Annotated in this window: 6 protein-coding genes and 1 pseudogene; 2 read left to right on the forward strand and 5 right to left on the reverse strand. The window is 69.7% G+C overall.

The window, feature by feature from the left end; all coding sequences use genetic code 11:
* Positions 1-74: 74 nt before the first annotated feature.
* The 4 genes from Q1N79_RS06550 to Q1N79_RS06565 form a co-directional block, all read right to left on the reverse strand.
* Entirely contained in the window at positions 75-884 is an 810-nt protein-coding gene (locus Q1N79_RS06550; RefSeq protein WP_300605602.1) for an SAM-dependent methyltransferase, read from the reverse strand.
* Positions 885-998: 114 nt separating this feature from the next.
* Complete coding sequence (locus Q1N79_RS06555) at positions 999-2,534, reverse strand: HNH endonuclease signature motif containing protein (protein ID WP_300605604.1); 1,536 nt, start codon at positions 2,532-2,534, stop codon at positions 999-1,001.
* A gap of 82 nt (positions 2,535-2,616) precedes the next feature.
* Positions 2,617-3,681, reverse strand: coding sequence for a DUF4037 domain-containing protein (locus tag Q1N79_RS06560; RefSeq protein WP_300605606.1), 1,065 nt, complete (start codon positions 3,679-3,681; stop codon positions 2,617-2,619).
* Positions 3,682-3,804: 123 nt separating this feature from the next.
* Positions 3,805-4,938: a hypothetical protein gene (locus Q1N79_RS06565; RefSeq protein ID WP_300605608.1), complete on the reverse strand. Its 1,134-nt coding sequence runs from the start codon at positions 4,936-4,938 to the stop codon at positions 3,805-3,807.
* Positions 4,939-5,124: 186 nt separating this feature from the next.
* Between Q1N79_RS06565 and Q1N79_RS30570 the strand changes: the two are divergent.
* Both Q1N79_RS30570 and Q1N79_RS06570 read left to right on the forward strand, forming a co-directional pair.
* A pseudogene (locus tag Q1N79_RS30570) lies at positions 5,125-5,214 on the forward strand (adenylyltransferase/cytidyltransferase family protein); the annotation flags it as partial.
* A 14-nt stretch (positions 5,215-5,228) separates the two neighbouring features.
* A complete protein-coding gene (locus tag Q1N79_RS06570; protein WP_300605610.1) occupies positions 5,229-5,585 on the forward strand; it encodes a hypothetical protein in 357 nt (118 codons plus the stop codon).
* Here the strand turns inward: Q1N79_RS06570 and Q1N79_RS06575 are convergent.
* Entirely contained in the window at positions 5,534-6,319 is a 786-nt protein-coding gene (locus Q1N79_RS06575) for a phytanoyl-CoA dioxygenase (RefSeq protein WP_300605611.1), read from the reverse strand. The genes Q1N79_RS06570 and Q1N79_RS06575 overlap by 52 nt on opposite strands.
* Between the last annotated feature and the right edge of the window lie 150 nt (positions 6,320-6,469).

Consider the following 6,469-nt stretch of genomic DNA (forward strand, 5'->3'; position numbering starts at 1 on the left):
CCCGGCCGGGCGCCGCTACGCGTCAACGCTCAGCGAGGAGAATGCCCGGAGCGTTCGGCGGAAAAGTCTTGATCTTAGCTCTTGCGGCCCACGCCGGCCAGGGTCCAGGAGCCGGCGGCGTCGAGCTGTGCGTCCGGGGACTGTTCCCGCCACCGCGTCACGGTCGTCAGCCCTGGCTCGACCAGGTCGAGCCCGTCGAAGAACCGCAGGATCTCGTCGCGGCTGCGGTACTTCATCGGCGTGGCGGATTTCGCGAAGACCTCTTCTTTCTTCGCGACGATATCGGCGGGATGGCCCTCGCGGGTGAGATGGGACAGGATCACGTAGCTGCCAGGCACCAGCCGCCGCACGAATTCCCCGACGATCCCGGCCGGGTCGTCGGCGTCCGGGATCCCGTGCAGGACGGCCACGAACAGAACGGCCGCGGGCTGCGAGAAGTCGATCAGCCGCTGCGTTTGGGGGTGCTCGAGGATCCCGCCGGTGTCCCGGATGTCCTCGCCGATGATCGCGAGGCCAGGGTCGCTCCCGGGAAGCAGCGCCCGGGCATGGGCGAGCACGACGGGGTCCGAATCGACGTAGACGACGCGTGCGTCGGGCCGGACCAGCCTGGCCACTTCGTGTGTACTGCCCTGGCTGGGCAGGCCGGCGCCAAGGTCGACGAACTGCCCGATGCCCTGCTCCGCGGCGAAGCGCACCGCCTTGCCGAGGAACTGCCGGTTGGCCCTGGGGACGTACGCGTTCTCCGGGGCGAGCCGGAACAGGTTCTGGACCGCTTCCCGGTCTGAGGCGAAGTTGTCCTTCCCGCCCAGGGCGTAGTCGTACATCCGCGCCATGTTGGGCGTGCGAATGTCGACGTCCGGCGGTGCCTTCTCGTCTTCGGCCATGACCGCGTCCTTTGAGTGAGAAGCCTCCTGCAAGCCGTCACAAACCATACCGAATATCGCGCGCCGTCGGGACACTCGCGGTCCCCTCTCGTTCATGGTCCGAGTGCAATCCCTCTAGCGGCGTGCCGTTTCGCGCTCCCCGCGGACGGCCTGGATCCTGGCGTTGGTGAAGCAGGTCCAGATGGCCAGGTGGAGGTCCAGTCGCTCGCCCGAGAAGGGCGGGATAATGGTGGACGGGCTGATGACCGCGTCGTGGCAGGTGGTGATGGCGCCAGGGGAGCCCTCGGGGAGAGGCGGGCTGGCCGGTATCAGCCTGCCGTTCTTCTCGTAGAAGGCGAACCCGCCGCCGGTGGCGGCGATGACGACGCCCTTGTCGTGGACGAGGGAATGGTGACGCCTGCACAGGCAGATGACGTTGGTGAGCTTGGTCTCGCCGCCATTGGACCAGAACACGATGTGGTGCAGGTCAATGCGGCGTGACTCGCAGCCGGGGTAACGGCAGCGGAACCCGTCGCGTTCGCGGGCCGCCCGCCGCAGCGCCGTCGGCGGCCTGCGGGTCCGGCGGCCGACGTTGAGCACGGTGCCGGTGGCGTCGTGGAGCATCGTGCTGATCGTGGCGTTACAGGCGATCATCTGAAGGGTGGCGGGGCTCAGGGCCAGGCCGTCCTCGACGTGACAGCGCATCGGGTAAGCCGGGTGCGTGACCCCGAAGCTGAGCGGGGTCAGGTCGTGCGGCTGCCCGGTCGCCAGGCACGTGGGGAGAGGGCTCCCGCACCCCGTTGGCTGCGTTTCCGCGGAAACGCCGTCATCCCCGCCGTCATCCCCGCTGCCGGTGATCGCGCCGGTGCCAGCATGGATGATCACCTGGTACGTGTCGGGGTTGTCGGCTTCGGCGGCCCGGCCGCTGAGGAACTCACCGCAGATGGCTACGATCGCGTCGGCCATGTCGGCGGCTGCGGTCTGGTCTTTCTGCCAGGGCGGGTTCTGCCCCTGCCAGTCGATCCCGTCCCTAGCGTCCTGCTCGCCTAGCTGCTCCGCCCGGGTCCGCGGCCCGCCGCCATCGGCCGGGTCGTGCGGGTGCTCGACGTCGCTGGTCCAGGCACGGATGGCCTGCAGCACGACAGCGCCCTCAGCGGGGGGCAGCCAGAGCGTGATGCCGATCGCCTTGTCATCGTCGTACCGCCAGGTCAGCTTCCTGCGGCTGATTATCTCCTCCTGCTCACTGCGCGTTACCCTCCGGTGCGCCTGGGCGAACCGCTCCAGCTGGTTCGCTGTCATGGGACGGGCCATGTCCAGGAGGTCACGCTCGGTCTCCTGGGTGGCGATCCGGGTCAGCGCGCGTACCTTCGCGTACGACAGCCGCCCGGCCGCGAAGTCCGCGCGGACCAGCGGGAGGGCGCCAAGCAGTCGCGCCACCCGGACATGCTCGCGGGCGGTACCGGAGGCGATCTGGCACTTCCACGACAGCCAGGCCGCGCACGAGGGCATCTCCCATGAGGCCCAGCCTCTGCGGGCGTCGAAGTCGGCGATCAGTAGCAGGAACTGGCAGGTCGCCGCGGCCAGGTGCCCGGCCAGCTCGCAGATGCGGGCCTCCAGGCGCTCCATTGGCATCGCCATGGTATCGGGGGTGCTAGTCAGCGTATAGCTCATATATTCGATAATAGGGACCGGGTCTGACATTCCCGGCATGGCAGGCGTTTCCGCGGGAACGCCGAACGGCGCCACGGCGGCGTTAGCGGTTGGCTGCTCCGGCGCACGCGCGCAGGAAGCAGAGGTCGCCAGCGGCGTCGGTGCTGTCGATGAACTGGTCGATCGCCCCGGTACGCGCAAGCCGCCTGATTCGCGGGTCGGTGATCGCGTCCCGCAGTGCCGCGGCGAACCGGGCGGCACCGATGACCCGGTAGGGCCGGTCGTGGAAGTACCGTGTCCGGGTGTCCAGCGGGGGAGTGACCCCCAGCCGGTTGTGCAGGGCGGCCACGGCCTCGTAGGCCTCGCGCAGATGCCGCTCGCGGGCAGGCCAGCCGTCGGCGGAGATCGCGGCGCGCAGAGACTGGGTGAGTCCGGCGGTGTCTGGCAGCCGCCCGAAGGCGGTGCCCAGCCATTTGCCGTACGGCGGGTAGCGGCGGTGCATCAGCAGGCAGAGCCGCATCAGATCACGGGTCAGCCGGGCGGTCACGACGACCGAGCCCAGGTCATCACCCGCCTCGGCGCACCGGCCGGGAAAGGGTTCTTCCTGTTCGATGCGCTGCCACTGACAGGCCAGCAGGTACAGCCACACGTCATGCGGATACCACGCGAGGCTGGCGCGGGCGTTGCTCAGCTCGCCGGTCCCGTCGTGAAAGACCTCCCCGGCGGTGAGTTCGGCCAGCCGCTGCGCCGGCGTGGCCAGCCAGTCCAGCAGGGTAACCGCGTGCCGCGGGTCGAACCCGAGCCGCGTGGTCAGCCAGGCGCCCAGGCCGGTGACCTCCACCCGGCGCCGGGCGGCGCCGCCGGGTTCCCTGGTCACCGCGAAGGCCGCCGGGTAGCCGCGAAACGACGCCGGCAGGCGGCTTGCCAGCATGGCCGCGACTGGCGCGGCATGGTCGGCGGCGTCGCCATCGCCAAGGAAGACCTGCAGGCGCGGACCCCAGTCATGATCGGTGGAGCGCTGGGTGTCGAAGCAGAGGACCTCCGATCCCGGGCCGAGCAGCGCGGCCGCGTAGGGCAATTGGGGGAACTGCCCCTGCAGCAGCGGTCGGACCGAAGTCGCATAGAACTCACGGGCAAGCTGGAGGCCGGGGACGAATTCGGGAGCCACGCCCAGCTATCCTGCCGCTTCACGCCGTGCCTGTCGCCGGGATTTCCGCCCGGGCACGGGCCTGCGCCTAGCCCAGGCTGGCCCTGGACGGCTGGGGGAGTGGCGGGCGGAGGGCCTGCGCTCTCAGTGATGGAACAGGCGCAGGCCAGTTTGAACGTGGGCGATGCCGTGGGCGGCCGCGCTGTCGGCGACTTCGCCCGTTCGGGCTGACCCGCCGGGTTCCACGATCGTGCTGACCCCCGCGGCCGCGGCGTGCTCGACGTTGTCGCGGAAAGGCAGATAACCGTCGGAGGTCATCGTGACGCCGCTGAGCGTGGCGACCCACTCGCCCCGCCAGGCCGCGTCTTCGTAGCGGCTGCGGGCCTCGGTGCCGAACAGGAACTCAAAATCTCTCAGCTGTGCCGGCGTCATCTCCTGGCCGGCGAATCTGACCTGCCAGTTGAGACGGTCCTGCCGGCCCATGCCTTCGGCGTCGGGCAGATGTTCGGTGAACGGGTGCCTGCGCAGCCACCATGTGCGCGCCTTGGCGCCCGCGAGCCGCACGCAGTCAACGCGGTTCTGCTGCCCGGCGGCGATCCCGATGGCGGCTCCGTCCCGGACGAGGGCCACCGAGTTCGACTGGGTATACCGCACGATCGCCAGCCCGAGTAGCGCGTCGGTCCGGGTCGTCTCCTCCAGCCCGGCGTCGCCGGGCAGCACCGTGGCGACCGGCACGGCGTCCCGATCCTGCTCGATCGTGACGCCGAGGACGTCGCGTCGTTCAGTGGCGGGCGGCACTCGCCCGGGGTCGGCTTCGAGGATGAGGAACCGGCCGCCGCGCTTGGACGCGAGGACCCCGACCGTACCCGGCTCGAATCCGGGCGCGATGACCGCGTCGCAGATGACCGCGCGCAAGAACTCCGCGGTGGCCAGGTCAACTGGCCGCGACAGTGCGACCGCGTCTCCGAACGACGACCTCGGATCCGCGTCGCGCGCCCGGACGTATGCCGACAGCACGGCCTCGTCCTCGGCTTGGCCCACTCGCCAGCTTCGCGCCGCCGTCGCATCGACGGCGCCGGCGAGCGCCGCTCCGGCCGGTGAGACATGCTTGAACGACGCGGCCGCAGGCCTGCCCGTTGCGCGGTCGGCTTCGCGAACGAGCGCAAGAGCGTTCAGTGCGTCGAGATAGTTGATCATCGACGGTTCGCCGTTGATCACCCGCGGGCCGTGACCCGCGACGACCGAGGCGGACTGGTGCGGGTTCATCCCATAGCGCATCGGCCTGTCCCTCCGGTTGCCACCGAAAGGACACCCAGGCGGTCGATGCCACTCGTTCGCTCCACGCCGGTTACATCCGGCTACGCCAGTCGCGACATCTACGGTACCGTCACGGACCCATGGCGAGCTGCTTGATGCGCTTCGCGGTAATCTGGCGCAACGCCCAATGCCGTCGGCAGGAGCCAGCTGGGGGAGCACGCGGTCTATCCCGGCACTTTCGACCCCATCACGCCCGGGCATCTCGACATCGTCGAGCGGGCACGGCATCTTTTGCGCGGATCACCGTGCTCGTGGCTGTCAATGCCGATAAGCAGTCGGCCAGCACCCCATCGGAACGGGCGATCCAGCTGCGCCGGAGACTTCCCGCAGACTGGGACAACGTCTCGGTCGCCGCATGGGCCGGGCTGACCGTCGCGTTCTGTCGGCAGCATGGCGCCGGGGTGATCATCCGGGGTGTGCGCAACCGATCCGATTTGCTCGATGAATATCAGCTGGCGGTCATGAACCAGGCCCTTGGCATCACCACGCTGCTGCTGCCCGCCAAACCCGAGCTTGCGGGCATGTCATCGACGGTCCTGAGGCCGTCGATCGGACGTCAGGCGGGGGAGCCGAGGCCGCGGAGCACCGCCAGTTCCACCGGGGAGTAGGCGCCGTCCGCGCGACGCAGCTCAAGCGGCGCGACGGGGATGAGGGGTGGCTGGGCCATAAACCTGGGCTCCCGCCCCCGGTGCGGCTGCGCGGCATGGATCAGGAACGGATGGCACAGGTATACGTCCCCGGGGTGACCGGTGGCCAGGGCCAGCTCGCGGTCCGGTGAGTCCAGCTTCCCTGCCGCGTCCATGGCCGCGCACGCGGCGCCGAAGCTCATGCCCCGGTCACCCGCCGCTACGAGGAACGGCGGCACGTCCAAGTGGGAGCCGACCTTGATCCGGGTCGGCGCATCATCGGGGCCGGTGTCGGAGAACAGGAACAGCATCAGCAGGGCCCGGCCCTTAGACCGCAGGTTCAGCCAGTACCCCTGTTCGCCCTCGACCGTGTAGCTGCCCTCCATGTGCCACACGGCGTCGCCGGGATCGTCCGGGTGCGGAAACCGGATCGGGAACGTGCCGAGGCCGTCGCGCGGGAGCCACCGGCCGACCCCGGCGAGCTGATCGAACGCCTCGTGCAGCGCGGGCGTGTTCGCCGCGGCGTTGAGCAGTTCGCCCCCGTAGCCGGCGAGCCGGACGAGGGGCCTCGTCCAGGTGGCCCGGTCATCGGGGTCAAGGCCGGTTTCCCGCCACAAGAACGCCCGGCACTCGTCGGCGAGAGCTCGTGGGAACGCCTCGGGAACGTAGACGAACCCGTCGCTAACGAACCGGTCGGCCTCCCGCGCTGTCAGCACGCTCGCGATTCTTCTTGGCATCCATTACCCAGGCAACTGAATTACGTGGCCCGCCACCCTGGCCGTCCAGCAGCCCGCATCACCCGCCTCATCGGGCGTGCGCATGAGAACGGTCCCTAGGATCCCCACCACAAGCCGGGCAGAATCTTC

It is taken from the genome of Trebonia sp., assembly GCF_030042015.1.
In the GTDB taxonomy this organism is placed as follows: Bacteria; Actinomycetota; Actinomycetes; order Streptosporangiales; family Streptosporangiaceae; genus Trebonia.